This window comes from Candidatus Nitrosacidococcus tergens, from assembly GCF_902810445.1.
Classification (GTDB): Bacteria; Pseudomonadota; Gammaproteobacteria; order Nitrosococcales; family Nitrosococcaceae; genus Nitrosacidococcus; species Nitrosacidococcus tergens.
On the sequence record NZ_LR778175.1, the window covers coordinates 1,024,764 to 1,037,107 of the forward strand.

12 protein-coding genes, 1 tRNA gene and 1 pseudogene are annotated in these 12,344 nt (G+C 45.2%); 8 read left to right on the forward strand and 6 right to left on the reverse strand.

Going from position 1 to position 12,344, the window contains the following annotated elements; all coding sequences use genetic code 11:
* Positions 1–290: 290 nt before the first annotated feature.
* The 4 genes and pseudogenes from NSCAC_RS04980 to NSCAC_RS04995 form a co-directional block, all read left to right on the forward strand.
* Positions 291–809 carry a PLL family lectin gene (locus tag NSCAC_RS04980; protein WP_197743758.1) on the forward strand — a complete coding sequence of 173 codons (519 nt, stop codon included), beginning with the start codon at positions 291–293 and terminating at the stop codon, positions 807–809.
* Positions 810–821: 12 nt separating this feature from the next.
* Positions 822–2,630, forward strand: coding sequence for a DUF8189 domain-containing protein (locus NSCAC_RS04985; RefSeq protein ID WP_197743759.1), 1,809 nt, complete (start codon positions 822–824; stop codon positions 2,628–2,630).
* Positions 2,631–2,873: 243 nt separating this feature from the next.
* Complete coding sequence (locus tag NSCAC_RS04990; protein ID WP_197743760.1) at positions 2,874–4,553, forward strand: hypothetical protein; 1,680 nt, start codon at positions 2,874–2,876, stop codon at positions 4,551–4,553.
* Positions 4,554–4,849: 296 nt separating this feature from the next.
* Positions 4,850–5,267, forward strand: a pseudogene (locus tag NSCAC_RS04995) (IS607 family transposase); the annotation flags it as partial.
* Positions 5,268–5,395: 128 nt separating this feature from the next.
* Here the strand turns inward: NSCAC_RS04995 and NSCAC_RS05000 are convergent.
* From NSCAC_RS05000 to NSCAC_RS05015, 4 genes are all read right to left on the reverse strand, one after another.
* Positions 5,396–5,471, reverse strand: a tRNA-Asn gene (locus NSCAC_RS05000).
* A gap of 49 nt (positions 5,472–5,520) precedes the next feature.
* On the reverse strand, positions 5,521–6,138 hold the full coding sequence (locus tag NSCAC_RS05005; RefSeq protein WP_197743761.1) for an inorganic pyrophosphatase: 618 nt from the start codon (positions 6,136–6,138) through the stop codon (positions 5,521–5,523).
* A 60-nt stretch (positions 6,139–6,198) separates the two neighbouring features.
* A complete protein-coding gene (locus NSCAC_RS05010) occupies positions 6,199–7,419 on the reverse strand; it encodes a hypothetical protein (RefSeq protein ID WP_197743762.1) in 1,221 nt (406 codons plus the stop codon).
* Positions 7,420–8,139 (reverse strand): LOG family protein, encoded by a 720-nt coding sequence (locus NSCAC_RS05015; protein ID WP_197743763.1) that lies wholly within the window; start codon positions 8,137–8,139, stop codon positions 7,420–7,422.
* A gap of 150 nt (positions 8,140–8,289) precedes the next feature.
* On the opposite strand from NSCAC_RS05015, the gene NSCAC_RS05020 reads away from it, so the two are divergent.
* Both NSCAC_RS05020 and NSCAC_RS05025 read left to right on the forward strand, forming a co-directional pair.
* Positions 8,290–8,616 (forward strand): YbjQ family protein, encoded by a 327-nt coding sequence (locus NSCAC_RS05020; RefSeq protein ID WP_197743764.1) that lies wholly within the window; start codon positions 8,290–8,292, stop codon positions 8,614–8,616.
* 10 nt (positions 8,617–8,626) lie between these two features.
* On the forward strand, positions 8,627–9,769 hold the full coding sequence (locus NSCAC_RS05025; RefSeq protein ID WP_197743765.1) for an aminoglycoside phosphotransferase family protein: 1,143 nt from the start codon (positions 8,627–8,629) through the stop codon (positions 9,767–9,769).
* A 47-nt stretch (positions 9,770–9,816) separates the two neighbouring features.
* Here the strand turns inward: NSCAC_RS05025 and arsH are convergent, their stop codons facing one another.
* A complete protein-coding gene (gene arsH, locus NSCAC_RS05030) occupies positions 9,817–10,539 on the reverse strand; it encodes an arsenical resistance protein ArsH (RefSeq protein ID WP_197743766.1) in 723 nt (240 codons plus the stop codon).
* 177 nt (positions 10,540–10,716) lie between these two features.
* Positions 10,717–11,055 (reverse strand): ArsR/SmtB family transcription factor, encoded by a 339-nt coding sequence (locus NSCAC_RS08955; RefSeq protein ID WP_197743767.1) that lies wholly within the window; start codon positions 11,053–11,055, stop codon positions 10,717–10,719.
* 159 nt (positions 11,056–11,214) lie between these two features.
* On the opposite strand from NSCAC_RS08955, the gene NSCAC_RS05040 reads away from it, so the two are divergent.
* Both NSCAC_RS05040 and NSCAC_RS05045 read left to right on the forward strand, forming a co-directional pair.
* On the forward strand, positions 11,215–11,640 hold the full coding sequence (locus tag NSCAC_RS05040) for a methyltransferase family protein (protein WP_232085888.1): 426 nt from the start codon (positions 11,215–11,217) through the stop codon (positions 11,638–11,640).
* Between the two features lie 375 nt (positions 11,641–12,015).
* Positions 12,016–12,342: a YkvA family protein gene (locus NSCAC_RS05045; RefSeq protein ID WP_197743769.1), complete on the forward strand. Its 327-nt coding sequence runs from the start codon at positions 12,016–12,018 to the stop codon at positions 12,340–12,342.
* The last annotated feature ends 2 nt before the right edge of the window (positions 12,343–12,344 follow it).

Below are 12,344 nucleotides of genomic sequence, written 5' to 3' on the forward strand. Positions count from 1 at the left end.
GGAGCTACTTACTCTCTGTGGTTAAATTTCGCTTCTTGGCTACGAAAAGCCCGTAGTTGGGTACGTAATGCCTCTATAAGGAGGATCATGATTCTTTATCTAGCCGTTTACTGTATTCGATACAGAATACACAAGTAAAACTAATCAATAATAGGAGGCTATATATAGACGATATAGGGTTTTAGATAAGAGTGCTGAGCTTGGGTAGCCTTAGAAAATTCACTGGCATAACACAGTTTATAGTCTATAGTTGACGATGGGACCTAATATGAGCAAGAGGAGTTAACCCTATGAATAAATCACTGAGTGAAGTATCAGCACAAACTGCAATGATCCCACCGACATGCACATCCCAGCTTATGCAGAACTATCGACTCGCCGCTCCTATCTTTGCTGGAACGCAGATCGCCGCAGCGCCGAATCGATCGAATGGTCAATCGGAGGTTTACTCGATCGGTACTGACGGACATGTTTACAGGATTAGCATGGACTCCGGCAGCGATACCGGGTGGAACGTCAGCGATAGGAAATTTCCGGGAAAAGCAACTCACTTGGCGGTTGCCGGGAATCTGAACGGCAGTGTCGACATTTATGCGTCCGACGAACAAAATAGAAATAGCCAGATCTACATCGAAAGCTCATACTTGAGCCTAGCCAGCGGCATTGGCAATAATGCCCTTCAGGTGTTTGGTATTCAAAAAGATGGGTTTGCTTACGTAGTCACTTATCAGGATGCACAAGGTAACTGGCATAATGCGCAAGACGACCACTGGGATCTTGGGGGAAAGCTTCCCGGACCAACGGCTTAAATCACCTCGCTGGTGGCGGGCAACGGAAACGATGGCCACCTCCAAGTTATTGGTCTGGGAACAAATGGTGCGTACCTCGTTGCTTGGCAGGATGCACAAGGTAACTGGAATAATGCGCAAGACGGCCACTGGGATCTTGGGGGAAAGTTTGCCGGACAAACGGCTCAAATCACCTCGCTGGTGGTGGGCAACGGAAACGGTGGCTACCTCCAAGTTATTGGTCTGGGAACAGATGGTTCTGCATACCTCGTTGCTTGGCAGGATGCACAAGGTAACTGGTCAGCAGGACGTAAGCTGGCCTCTCCACCACCCGGTGTCAAATGGTCCACACTAGCTGTGGGCAACGGAAACAAGGGCTATCTCCAAGTTATTGGTCTAGGAACAGATGGTTCTGCATACCTCGTTGCTTGGCAGGATGCACAAGGTAACTGGACAAACGGTCGCCTTCTCGCCATTGGGTGGGTGCCGTTGCCGGATTATGGCCTGAGGAGCGGCCCAAACTCAGTGATCGGGTTGGCAGTGGGCTACGACACCTATAATGTTCCGTTCTTAACCGCTGTACTGCAGGAGGCTGGTGATGTTTTTAGCTTTTGGATTCCTGTGAACGGCGACTGGATGCGTATCCCCTATGATGCTCATCAGTTGTTCGGGTGGGCACCTGCTCTTGTTCCGTTTTCCAGTCATGACAGAGGTATTCACCGCGGAGTCTACGCCAGCCGAACAAATGTAGTAACTATAGGGGATAGGGGCATCCTCGGTCAGAACCTAGCCGACGACGGTAAGTACTGCCTGGGCAAATACACCCAGATTGCGACCGCCAATGGCAATCAGGGTTACTCGGCTGTTTTTGCACTGTGTGATGACGATCAGGGGATTTATTATCTGTACCCAGGGAATCCAAACGACCATCAGTTGTCGAGACTCAAATTGAGTGGAGATACCGCAATCCTGTCGATGGCGGCAGGCTCGGACTGTTCCGGCCTGTTGGAGGTCTTCGCAATAAGCAGTGACAGATTACTTTACCATTGCCGTCAGGACTCAAAGGATCCCCAAAAGTGGGAATTCTTCCTCAAGCTCAACACCGAGCTTACGTTTTCAAGACTCGTGGTGAGCAAGAACCCTGCCGGATTCTCCGATCTGTTTGCGGTCACCACCAGTAATGACCTTTACCACATTTGGCAAGATCCCGAATCCAGAGACTGGCATTTTGATGAGATCGAGCTTTCAACCCGTGGAAAGATCGAGGAATTTAGTTCCTACAGCGTGCTGATGTCAGTCTACGACGGCGACGGCGTACCGGCTATCAATACCAAAGTCCGAGTTTTCAGCGATGATCCGGTTACAATCGAGATCAACGGCTCCACCACGTTTATAGATATGTTAAATCCGTGGACCGGAACAACCAACAGCGGCGGACAGATTGCCATAGCGATGAAGACGGAATCGCTCGGAGTACCGCCGCTCACTGTGTGGACCAACTTCATGCCGGTAGACCACCGGATCGCCGTTGATCCGAGTGCGCCAGTTCAAGCCACGCTTTCAAAAATTGATGCTGATACGTTGCAAAAGGCCACATGGACTGCCGATGACGGCACTCAGACACTGTTACTTCCGAATCATCAAGATGGGAAGACTTTGCAATCAATTGTGGGCGCGGTTACTAGTGCGATGTCACTCGCCCAGACGGCTCCGTCAACCATACCGATGACCACCAATCGCGTGCATCAGCGCACCGATCCTAGGGTCGCCCGCTACATCCAAAACTACGATGACGCTTCGGCCGGCCGGATACATCTAGCGTCCGTGCCTGAGCAGTCCTAGGAGGTTGATTTCAGTTCGGGTCGACCTGCGTTTAAAACGCTAACCCCGGCTCAATACGATGTTCTCCTATCGGATTACAGACGGCTTCCAACGGCGAGCAGTTTCTTTGGGATCGATGTCGACTGGGGAGATGTTTTTGACGCGATCAAGAACGGAGTCGCTAGTGTCTTCAGCTACGTTGTCAACAAAACCAAAGACGGTATCCGGGCAACGTTCAAGCTTTTAATCAAGGGTGCTTGTTATGTGTTTGATGCCGCGGTCCAGACAGTCGAGCAGGCGTTTGATCTGGTAGAGGAGGTATTCAAGGCCGTAAGCGTCGGCTTCGAGGAGTTGTATCGCTGGCTCGGTTTTATCTTTAACTGGCAGGACATCCTGCGCACTCACGAGGTGATCAAGTACAGCATCAACGAAGTCTCCAAATTCGTACCAACTGTTCTGACAACGCTTCAAGAGCAAATCAGCGAATACATCAAGGCTATCGATGGTCAGGTAAAGGATACGTTCCAACAAGCCATAAAAGGCATTGGAAAAAGCAGCATACTTGGTATCCAACAGAGTATCCAACAGAAGTACGTGCCAACACAGCCGGATCAAATGACAGTGATGATGGCGATGGACCACAACATCGTTTGGAACGGCTTAATGAATAATATGACGAATAGTCCGTCGATGCCCGGTGGAAGTGTGAATCTGTCGGCAATACGACCGGAAGCACGAGCGGCAGCTGCGAATCTCATGGAGCTGCTCGAACAGAGCGCAGGTGACTTCCAGTCTTCGGACGCATTCAACCAGGCAAAGGACTATCTGTCTCGGGCAATGACCGCCGGCGGCCCGGATCAGTTCGTCTCGAATACCCTTGCCGGATTGTTGTCCGTTGTGGAGGGTGTTGTGGTTTGGAGTCTTGATGTTGCTGCGAATACAATTGTTACTGCAATCTTTAATGCAGCCAGAAGCCTTATTGCAGAGCTCAATCTGATGCTCAACCAAGAATGGAATATTCCTTTTGTTTCGGATCTCTACTTGAAGGTTACGGGTGGTTCGACACTCACGGCTCTGGATCTGGGGGCGCTGCTGCTCGCCGTGCCGACGACAGTAATCTACAAGGGCATCTTCAAAGTCGCCCCGTTTCCAGACACCGAGAGCATCGCAAGCTTCAAGGCATTTTTCAACGTTGATACGCTGCATCAATCCAGCGGTCTGAAATCGTCACAACAAACACATGCTCAACTGCTCCAAGCAACTCAGTCCGCGAATCTCGAAGATTGGCGAAAAACAGGAGCTCAGATCTTTACAATCTTAGGCTATATAGCAGACATTGGTTACGCAGGCTGCAGGACTCTTCTGGATGCTAACGATGCTAATCCACTCAGTAACAGTAATCCACTCAGTAAGCAACGCAGCGAAAGATTTTCAAAAGCTATGTCGACTTATGCAATAACTTTCAAATTCGTCGGCCAAGCGTTCAAGATCCCTTGGCCATGGAGTACTGAATTCATTTCGTGCGATAGGGAGGGATTTGAAAACATTATTTGGATATACGAATTGCTCCCATTGATTGTAGAAGCCAGTTTCTTTTTTTCCGAGGATGAGTTCGACGACGAGCAACGGAACAGCCGGATCGCGCGCGCTTCAGGCGATAGAGGAGCCGTAATTGCCTCGATTTTTGGAGCTGTCGAAGCAGTCCTGCTAATAATTAAGAACATCAAAAGCGGGTGCAACAGTATAAAAATAGCCTCTGATATGATGTTGTGTATTCCGGAGGTTCTTACTTTCTGTAAGATCAGCTCTCTGAACGAAATCTTCAAGAATGTCCCATTTGTTATTCTGGTGGTGGCCGATGGAATCAGCTTTATTGGGCTCTTGCTTGGGTTCGCGGTGGACATGGGAGGGTCAAGGCCAAAGGATTTCAATACCAGCCGATGATTGCCTTTGTCCGTGTAGGCAGGCGGGAGCTCGTTGCCCGCCATTCCAACATTACAACAACGCAGATCTACGCCCATAATTTAGATAAGTTAAAAACCAGTGTGCAACGATAGTCAGTAAAGCATTGCTTTGTTAAAAGGAGAACGTGATGGCACTAATGGTTGAAGAAGTTTACACAGCGTTTAAATCCGTAGGCATAGATGAAGAGCAAACCAAGAAGTGCTAGCTGCTCATTAAAAGGGGCTCGAACAGATTGGCTTGAATCTACCCATATCTACTATGCTAATATCCGCAAAATGGAAAGATTTGTTGGCATAAGTGAAGCCGCTTCGGCGCTGGGAGTGCCCATCACGACCCTGCGCCGCTGGGAGGCATCGGGCAAGCTGGTCGCCGAGCATACGGCGGGCGGCCACCGCCGCTATGACCTCGCCAAACGCAAACGCGAACTGTTCCGTGCTGCTGTCGAAGCCAGCCGTCGCACCGTGGCCTATGCCCGCGTCTCCAGCCACGACCAGAAGGACGATCTGGAACGCCAAAAACAGGTGCTGGAGCTGTACTGCGCCCGCCAAGGCTGGACGTTCGAGGTCATCGCCGATCTTGGCTCTGGCATGCACTACCACCAGAAGGGACTCAAGAAGCTGCTGGAGGCCATCATCGATGGCCAGATCAGGCAGCATGGTCATCACCCACAAGGATCGGTTGTTGCGCTTTGGGCAGGGTAATGATGCGGACACGACATTTTGAAAATGCTACTTGCAAACTGCCAAATCAACAAAAAAAGGCTTCAACTTAATCTGTTGAAGCCCTTCTCAGAACTTATTTCTACTCTTGAAACTCAAAATTGGCTCCCCGGGACGGGCTCGAACCGCCGACCTAGTGGTTAACAGCCACCCGCTCTACCGACTGAGCTACCGGGGAACATTGAAGCTATTTTAAGAGGGGTTGCCCTTTTCGTCAACCATTCTTTTTATTTATCATGAATATAGGCAGCAGCATAATCTTCCATGGATGCCTGTACTACTTGAAAGGCGTGGTCACGATCATAAGTTTTACCAAGGGTGACTGGAGAGAGCTGATCGGGCACCATTTTATAAGTGACAAAGTAATGGCGAAGCCGCTCTACATAAATAGAAGGTAAATCTATAATATCTTTTACAGAATCTAAGGCACTATCTCCCTTTAATACTGCAATAATTTTATCGTCCACCTCTCCCCTATCAATAGTTTGAATCCCACCAATGACTCGAGCCTCTAAGAGAATATCTGAACGGTTAACAGGTCGCTCAGTTATTACACAAATATCTAAAGGATCTCCATCACCCCTATCTGCTCCATCACATAGACTGGCGACTTTATCCGCTGAATAGGTACGAGGAATTAATCCGTAGAGACTAGGAGGTAGTGAAGAACCATGTTGAGGACGATCTACCCGTAAGCATCCAGTAACCTTATCTAGTTCGTACTTAATGGGATCAAAAGGAGTAATTTCGATATAAGCATGAACAAACTCTGGGGGGGTGGCACCTGTCTCTGCCCCATGCCAGGGATGAAGCCGGTATTTAGGGAAATCTCGGGTAGCGGTCATAATGACTCCTAATTATTTCTTGGTTATGTCAATGTAAGTAAATAGTGTATTCTAATCTTTTCATGGCTGGCCCACATAGGTAGGCACCCAACCACCGGGGAGTGATAAATCCATCCCATCTGCACGGGTAGAAGCCCTGCCCGATAATGCCAAAATTTCTCCTTGATAAGCCCATACTCGAAGATCTACCCATAAATTCATAGGTTTTCCATTTTTATCATTAAGCTGGCTTTTTGGGGTTTTCCTTTGGGCTACATAACCTCGATTGTCTTTAAGTAACCGGCGCAAACGAGAACGCCCTACTTGGCGATTATTAAGTAGTCCTTGAGCTGCAAACCCTTGAGCAGGTTTAAAGATAAATTCCTCTTTTCGTTTTGCAATTAACTCTAAGTTTTCTTCCCGTAAAATATGGGTTTCTGGAATATGCTTGCTTAAAATTTCTCGCTCATCAGAACTAATTCCTAGTTTTTTATCCCAATCAGGTAAAGAAAGAGGCTCTAATAGTCCTTTGTAACTTCGAGTACCATACGTAAAAGGGTTAGGGGCAATATAACAGGATTGATCAGCAAGGTAAGCGGTACGAATATTTGAAAAATTCTCTGTTTCCCAGAGGAAATCTGTAGTGCGATTAATAATAAATATGACTGGCTTACCTTGCCATAATAACTGATTATTATGATAGCTGGTTTCTTCGGGTGCACCAATAACAGCCTCATAGCCCTGATCTTGGAGAAGTTTTTGTAATAAGTAAAGCTCTTCTTTGAACTTGCTGTGCTGAAGAACTTCTGCGTGCTCTAATATGAGAAATATTCCTTGAGGCTGGGATTTAAAAAAATGATGGATCTCCTGAGCAATACATGCAAGGATTTTTTCTTTTAACTGAACAAAAGATAAAGGTGATTCAATGCCTATAGCTTGATCTGCGTGAAAAGCTAAATGATATTGCTCATTGATAAGCCCTGCATAAAATAACCCTGATCCATTGTCATTAAACTCAATAATTTGAGGTTTCTCACTGGGAGGAATATGAAAATCCCATGCACTAAAAAAGCAAGATTCTGATCTCCTATGTTGCGTAATCTCTGGCATGGTTTCCGTAACCCCAATCTGCCAACTTGGTCGAGTGGTTACTTGCTCAAATACATGAACAACCGTTTTAATTTCTTCAAATGCTTGCCGAGAGATAATTTGGGCTTCAGAAACTACAGAAAAATCATCAGGAACAGAGGGTATTCCTGCTTTTTTAAGGGCTAAGAAAAATTGATCTACAGTAGTAGACATCTAGTTGGTTGCTTGCTGGATAGTATTAACTGCCTCTTCTGCTTTATCTACAATTTGTAGCACTTCAATATCTTTAGGATTAATTGCGCCTTCCTTTACCATAGCTTCATGGGCAAAATGAATCAAATGCTGCCAAAAAGCTTTATCCATGGCAATCACAGGGAAACGCTCTAATTTTCCCGTTTGAATCAAAGTAGTTACTTCAAAAACTTCATTTAAAGTGCCAAATCCACCGGGCATAATGATAAAAGCAGTAGAGTATTTTACTAGCATTAATTTACGGACAAAAAAATGCTCAAACTCAATAAATTTATCAAGATAAGGATTAGGACTTTGTTCATGCCCTTTAGATAAGAGGATGTTACATCCCAGGCTTAATCCCCCTGCTTCTTTTGCTCCCCGATTAGCAGCTTCCATCACTCCCGGGCCACCACCTGTAATCACTCCATAGCCTGCAGTGGCTAATGTTTTGCCAAGCTCTCTTGCTAATTGATAATAACGATGTCCTTCTGCAAAACGCGCCGATCCAAATACAGTAACGCAGGGTTGGCGTAAATCTTTAAAACTCTCAAAGCCTCGCAAAAACTCTAAAAAATAAATAACTGCATTTTCAAGATCCGAATGACTATGGCGATGTCTACCTGAGAAAAATTTCTTCTCTGAACCAGCGACCTTTTCAAGCAAGGAAGAATATGCAGCGTTAATCACATCACTTTTCATAGGAGATTTTTAACTTAACTTTTAAGTACCTTTTACAATAGTTAAGCACTATCATACCGTAGCTCATAGAGATTTATTAGGGGTTAAGAAAATCCTTTTATTTTTTTTTCAAAAAAAACGATACATTACAGTTAGCTAAATAAAATACCCATGATGAATGAACTTATTGTAACTACTACTGATTTTATTCCTGGCAGAGAAGTAATTGAAATTCTAGGCATTGCTCGAGGAAGTACTGTTAGAGCAAGAAATGTGGGTCGAGATATTATTGCAGGGTTAAAAACCCTTATTGGTGGAGAAATTTCTGAATACACCAAACTACAAGCGAATTCTCGGGATCAAGCATTCCAAAGAATGATAAAAGATGCCAAAGTGCTAAAAGCAGATGCCATTATTAATGTTCGATTTAACACCAGTATGATTATGGCAGGTGCCTCAGAAGTAATGGCCTATGGTACTGCAGTTAAATTAAAGTAATTGATATACTTTGAATATCATCTCTTTGACATCTAAATTTGTGGATTTAATCTTCAAACTCATTGCTATCATAGAAATTGCTATCCTTCTGAGTATTCCAATTATTCTGATTTTTTTGATTAGAGTAGGTTTATACTTATTCGTAATAGGTATTTTCCTTGGCTGTATTACTTTATACTTTAATCGTCTCGGCAATTTTAGCGTTTATCCTGAAACGCGCTATGTTGCAGGTTTCGGGAGTGGATCGCGGATGTTGGGTAGTCTTGAAAATCGTGGCGTATCCATAAACGCCGAACTGGTGCGACGGCTTATAGCTGCGCAGTTTCCAGAATGGTCGAACTTGCCGATCACGTCCATAGAACCCGGTGGGTGGGACAATCGCACTTTCCGCCTCGGCGATCATATGTCGGTGCGCCTGCCAAGCGCCTCTGCCTATGTTGCGCAAGTAGAGAAGGAACACGAATGGCTGCCGAGACTCGCGCTGCCGCTGCCGATTCCCGTCCCGCTGGCGAAGGGGTCACCGGCCGAGGGTTATCCTTGGCCTTGGTCGATTTACGAATGGCTGGATGGCGAGCCGGTAACGGCAGATAGTATTTCTGACTGGACCGAGTTTGCCCGTTCGGTCGCCCGCTTTCTCGCTGCCTTACATTGGATAGATGCGACGGGCGGGCCTCTGCCCGGAAAGCATAATTTCCAACGTGGCGGCCGCCTCGCTGTCTATGATGCGGAAACCCGCTCCACGCTGCTGGCGCTCGCCGGGCGTATGGATACGTCGGTTGCAGGTGACATATGGACGGCCGCGCTATCGTCGGAGTGGCATGGCCCGCCGCTATGGGTTCACGGCGATATGTCATCCGGCAACTTTCTCGCGAAGGATGGTGCTCTCTGTGCTGTGATTGATTTTGGCTGCTTGGCAGCAGGCGACCCCGCTTGCGATCTTGTGATTGCATGGACGCTGCTTTCCGGCGAGAGCCGGGAAGCATTTCGCGCCGCGCTTCCCCTCGATAGGGACACGTGGAATCGGGCTCGCGGGTGGGCCTTGTGGAAAGCACTGATTACCGTCGCAGACCAAGGCAAGGGCCAGCCCGAACAGGAATCGTCGTGGCAGGTCATAGGTGGGCTGGTGGCCGACTACCGCCAGCAGTCTAGCTAATGTTGCACAACTCCTGAAATTGAGGATCATGTGCAACTTACTCTGGTTCAGTGTGTGCTTTGATTAACACGGCGTGAAACTGCTTTTGCACTCTCAACTCGTTCTGAATAACGATCGGTAAGATAGGTGGTACGACCACGTATGAGCCAAGTGAACTTCACCAATTCCTCACACACATCGACAATGCGCAGATATAGCGGCGATGGTTTCATGCGACCCGCATCGTCGAACTCCGCAAATGCTTTAGGTACCGAAGACTGGTTGGGAATGGTGATCATTCGCATCCAACGACCAAGAATTCGCAATTGGTTAACTGCGTTGAAACTCTGGCTGCCACCAGATACTTCCATGATAGCAAGTGTTTTGCCTTGAGTGGGGCGAACACCACCCAATGCTAATGGTATCCAATCAATTTGAGTTTTCATAACGCCAGTCATAGCACCATGACGTTCTGGAGTTACCCACATCATGCCATCCGACCATTCAACCAAATTACGTAGCTCTATGACTTTGGGATGGTCAGATTCTGCATCATCTGGTAGTGGTAACCCAGAAGGATTAAAGGTACGTACATCACACCCGTACCAACTTAGTAGTTTGCTAGCTTCCTCTGAGGCAAAACGAGAATAAGAGCGTTTTCTAAGAGAGCCGTAGAGTACTAGGATTTTTGGCGGGTGGCGAGATGCTCCCGGCGCAATTAATATATCGATATCAATCGGATGTAATTTATCCGGATTTATATTAGGAAGACTGTCGATAGCGTAATACATGATTTCATTCTTTTAAAGATAATTATTGGACTACCAAGCAAATCTACCAATCGTTCCTCACTCGACCCAACGATATTTTGAGACCTTTGACGATTTCCGATACTTTACTGGAGATTTTAATCATCTATTCAAGTCCGCAGTAAATTAGCGATTCCATAAATAACCTTATTCCTCGTCTTAGGTTTCGAAACAACTACACTGCGGAACCATAAATGGCTCACAGATCTCCGGATGATTCGCACAACAATCATGTACAAGAAACTGTATCGTCTCGTTCATGTGCTTCAAATTTGCATGATAGATAATCGATCGACTCCGCCGCTGCGAAATAACCCAGCCTGATCGCAAAAGCACTGCAAGATGAGCAGACATTGTATTGTGCGGTACGGATAGTCGGCGTGCGATTTCACCGGCAGCAAGTCCTTGAGGCTCTTCACGTACAAGAATCCGGAGTGCCTTCAGGCGAGTTTCTTGTGAGAGGGCTGCAAAACTGTCAATAGCATTGTATATGTCCATATGTCATATATTATTGACATAATGTATGTATGTCAATTAACATAATTCAATGTGAAGTATAGATTAATTTTCTACTGAAAAATAAGAAAAAAGAAAATTTTAAAGATCAGGATTGGTAAATATAATGTAAATCTTTACCCTAAATAGAGTATGTTAGCAATGAGCCAAATATTAGTTGTTCTACAACTTCTTGCCATATCCCTTTGTGTCCTACCTTTTGGTAATACTCCGGGTATTCACTTAGGTTTATATTTGTTTGCGATAGGTATTTTCCTTGGCTGTATTACTTTATACTTTAATCGTCCCGGCAATTTTAGCGTTTACCCTGAAATTAAGGATCATGCCCAACTCATCACCACAGGAATATATAGATATATTCGCCATCCCATGTACACTAGTCTCTTTATTGCCATGTCAGGGATAGTAATTTATAATGATTATTTTCTTAATTTTTTAGGATTAGTCCTGCTAGCCATGGTGCTTATAAGTAAATCTTATAAAGAAGAGAAGTTATTATTAGAGAAATTCCCAGAATACAGGGAATATATGACGAAAACCAAACGATTCATTCCCTGTATTTTCTAGCGTTCCTAGAATTTTTCCTGCAATGAGGTAATTTTCTATATTGTAAATTACGATTCTCTTTTCTAAAATTTCATATCTACAAGAATAATTACACTAGAATACTTAATATGATTACTCATCCATTATTGCAAAAATTTTTTTACCTTTAGAAAAAATTCTAAATTTTTTAATAAACTCTTAATAACTATACCGCTCTAAAAGCCATTAACTTCATCCAGCTTTTATATCATAACCGGTGGCATATAACTGCTAGCTGCAGTGTATAATATGAGAAATACTGAATAAATTAAGTTAAATTGCTCCAAAGTTTAGAAATTTAAAAACTCCTGTTCTCAGCACATCTTAGAAATTTTTAACCAGTAAAGCACGTTATCAATGCAGTCACGTTTACATCATCCTTTTTGGAATAAAGTTGTTACCCATGGTAAATCAGCAGGGATTGAGGTGATAGAAACGGCACTTAAGCTCTATTATGCTTCCCGGGATGAGCAAACCCCAAAGTGGGCAAAAAGAATAGTGTACGGAGCTTTAATCTATTTTATTTCCCCCATTGATGCAATTCCTGATATTTTACCTTTTGCTGGTTACACAGATGATTTAGGTACGCTAGTAGCTGCTGCGGCAACTATTTCTGCTCATATTAAAGAAGAGCATGGAGTGCAGGCTAAAGCTAAAGTCCAAGAGTGGTTTTTGGTAGATTAGTG

What these genes read in the sequence shown, in the direction of transcription:
- NSCAC_RS05010 (WP_197743762.1), bottom strand. Translation starts at nt 7,419, where the DNA reads ATGTCTACTACTGTAGATCAATTTTTCTTAGCCCTTAAAAAAGCAGGA.
- NSCAC_RS05045 (WP_197743769.1), top strand. Translation starts at nt 12,016, where the DNA reads ATGCAGTCACGTTTACATCATCCTTTTTGGAATAAAGTTGTTACCCAT.
- arsH (WP_197743766.1), bottom strand. Translation starts at nt 10,539, where the DNA reads ATGTATTACGCTATCGACAGTCTTCCTAATATAAATCCGGATAAATTA.
- NSCAC_RS04980 (WP_197743758.1), top strand. Translation starts at nt 291, where the DNA reads ATGAATAAATCACTGAGTGAAGTATCAGCACAAACTGCAATGATCCCA.
- NSCAC_RS05040 (WP_232085888.1), top strand. Translation starts at nt 11,215, where the DNA reads ATGAGCCAAATATTAGTTGTTCTACAACTTCTTGCCATATCCCTTTGT.
- NSCAC_RS08955 (WP_197743767.1), bottom strand. Translation starts at nt 11,055, where the DNA reads ATGGACATATACAATGCTATTGACAGTTTTGCAGCCCTCTCACAAGAA.
- NSCAC_RS05020 (WP_197743764.1), top strand. Translation starts at nt 8,290, where the DNA reads ATGATGAATGAACTTATTGTAACTACTACTGATTTTATTCCTGGCAGA.
- NSCAC_RS05005 (WP_197743761.1), bottom strand. Translation starts at nt 6,138, where the DNA reads ATGACCGCTACCCGAGATTTCCCTAAATACCGGCTTCATCCCTGGCAT.
- NSCAC_RS05015 (WP_197743763.1), bottom strand. Translation starts at nt 8,139, where the DNA reads ATGAAAAGTGATGTGATTAACGCTGCATATTCTTCCTTGCTTGAAAAG.